Annotated in this window: 1 protein-coding gene; it reads right to left on the bottom strand. The window is 34.1% G+C overall.

The window, feature by feature from the left end; all coding sequences use genetic code 11:
• Window positions 1–1099: 1099 nt before the first annotated feature.
• Window positions 1100–1450: a hypothetical protein gene (locus AC4BHP_RS18805; protein WP_077248007.1), complete on the bottom strand. Its 351-nt coding sequence runs from the start codon at window positions 1448–1450 to the stop codon at window positions 1100–1102.
• Between the last annotated feature and the right edge of the window lie 1671 nt (window positions 1451–3121).

Genomic DNA, 3121 nt, shown 5'->3' on the forward strand with positions numbered 1-3121 from the left:
GCAAATTGACGAGATTTTAAAAATCTCTTGTTTTTAGACTTGCTTGGCGTTTCGTTTTGTTTAGTTTTCAAAGAACATTCTGTCGTGTTAGCGACTCTTATATCATATCAATTCAGTTAGCTTTTGTCAAGCATTTTCTTTTTGATATTATTCACTAACAATCTCTCAAAATGTTTCGCGTTGCAGAAGCAACTTTTATATAATAACTTATATTTTTTATGAATGCAACCCTTTTTTATAAATTATTTTTTATAAGTTTGCATTCAAGGATTTATCCGCCTTCTATCTCATAGCGACTTAATTATAATACCACTATTTCGAGTAATATAAAACTGGAATTTATATGTATTTTTCTATCTCTTCGGATCTCCTCTATATTTAGCGATTCTATCTGTATTTCAGTTCACGTCGAAACTCTCAGCTTGTTCAAAACTACTTCTACAGGAGGCGGTTAGCATGCATGAGATATTTATGCTCACTTTACGATTTACCATATCAAGAAGAAACGAATCTAATTAAACGCAAAATTGATATTTCTATAATGCAGAAAAAAAGATCGGTTTTTTTACATAACTCCGTTAATCACACAGTTAGCTTGTCTTATTTATATATGTATAAAGAGATGGCCAACACAGAACCATAAAAAAAATAGTGGATTTCCTTAAACAACCTGGTAAGCATCTTCTCGGAAACTTGTTATTTTATATTAGATGGTATACCTTCTTTCAGTGTGACAATATACTTGCATGAGACAAAGTATATATAGGAATGTTGATATTACTCTAATTACTATATAAAACGTTACTTACTGATACTTTCTTTTTCTTCTATAGAATAAGACAATCTTTTATTACTGATGGATCGATTGATTCTCTTCTTTATAATGATGCAATCTTTCCAGAAAGCTTTCGTACCTTCACTAAAACCCAGAAATCCAGCCGATAAACTTATAAGAGTATAGAACATCTTCTTTTTTAATCAACCCAACATTCAACATATTCAGCTCCGGTCTTTCTTTTAGATCCCCTGATTAATTAGTTCATGACTGGTAAAGTTATACTTCGTTTTTAATATCCAGTATTAAACCTTATGTCATATGCTATTTACTTTGAATTTCTTCACTGGTTTTCCCGTCCAGTGAATAGGATCCTCCGAGCATATCATTGTGTTTGGAATAGGGGAACGAGGTTCCTCCAATCACTTCTCGGTTCCACATCATGACCGTTACACTTATTTTCCCCTCCTGGAACTCATTATCTAATGGATGACCTTTAACGAAAAAACGGACTAAATGAATCTCTTTATTCAAATAGGGCTCGGGTTCGATGGATTGGACAGCCCAGTCCTGTTTAGCGGGAAGTTTCGTTAAGTCACTTATTGTATACGTCCTAGTCCTCTCTCCTTCATAGGACAGCTCATCATATCCTTTATCCTCTAGAATCCTTTGCAAATTCTCGCATTTTCCGTTAATGGTAGTTGTTCATCGCTTTGTGCGCACCCAGAGAGCAACAAGAAGATTAGAAAATACAGTGGTTTTTTCATTTCATCCCTCCTTATTTACAGATGATCCTCTATATTTAAAGGCATGAGAGCTCTGATTGTACCTTTCCTTTTATCATAGTATAGATAATTAATTAACCTACTACCCCCTTTTGTTTATATAACATACTAAATACAACACTGTATAAGTGACTTCCTTCATCCACTAACCTGTGCCCCGTTAGCTGCTTTTAAAAAAGCTAATCACTTAGTTTTTGCAATGGTGAAGTGTATTGAATCAATAAAAAAGCGAACCTAACATTGATGGGTTCGCTAAAATAACGGTGGTATTCCGAAAGGGAAGAATATTGGAGCTATGTAGATAAAACATAATAGTAAAATTAATAAAAGAGACATGACTATCGAAAAGACAGATCTAATGATCACTTTCTTATCATTTTTCCTTTCTAGCGGCAGCCCAACTACAGCTATACTCAGTGATACAAGCGAAAAAGGAATAAGGTAATACAATACACCCATGTTTCATTTCTAAGTCTGCTATAAAAAATCTAAAGAATGCAAATATGCAAAGTGCTATTAGCGTTATTCCAAAAGGCCATTGATTAGTTAAAAGTTTAAGACTCCTCTTGGCCACTCTCAATACAGCCAACCTTCCAAATATATCCTTTGTGTTATTGTAAGCCAATCTTTTTTCCTCATACAAGTGATAATTCTGTATTAAGGTTTAGTTAAAGAACTATCTTGATTTTGAATATGGATGCTTATTTTTTTATTTAGGAGCACCACCCTATGCAAATAGCCTTTAAATGAGGAATCGCCAATTAAGAGCCCATATTCATTGAATTATACGAACCTTATCCTTAATCTCTTTGCATAGTTAATAAAAATCATCACCAAAATAAACGGCAACTAATTCTCCTGATGAAAGAGGAAACTGTTCCTCTTCTTACAAAGAAATATTTAAAACTCGTGACATGCTCTAAAGATGTTTAGTTCATATATTTCTTTCACTATAATATGCAATATTTCATTAACCTTTCTCTATGTAAAGATGAATCAATTATGTTGTGTTCAAGCAATAGAGTGAGTATAACGGTGAGATTTTAGCAAGGATTTCTTTTAATCAATCGATTAGTTAACTTGGATACATTCAGTAAGTATATATCCATGAGCTTGTGATTAAGAAGAAGTGAAGAACCAATTCTCTTACGGTTTCCTTACCTTCTTCCCTATAGATTTTGATTAAAAAGGTTTAGGAGTCTCCCAGCTGAAATCCCAGGTTGAGTCCTTAATATATGTTTTCCAATCTTATTATTATCTCGTATGTTCACTAATAGGTGTGTTATACATGTTTTCTTACGGCTTTCCTCCACACTTCACCTACCTTTCAGACACCTTTTATCCATAGATCAGGCAAAGATGTCCCATAGGTGTTGAATAGCGCAGCTTTTCTATAGCTTCCACACGTCTTTAAGGTAGTACCCTTGACGAAAAATCCTTCCCGATCCCATCAAGCCCAAACAAGTATAAATGATCTCTCTTGGTCCCTAAAAAACCGCACAAAAAAACCAGCTCATCAACTGAACTGGTTTCTGATTGCCCGGCAACGTCCTACTCTCAC

The organism is Pradoshia sp. Z4_20 (genome assembly GCF_058216035.1).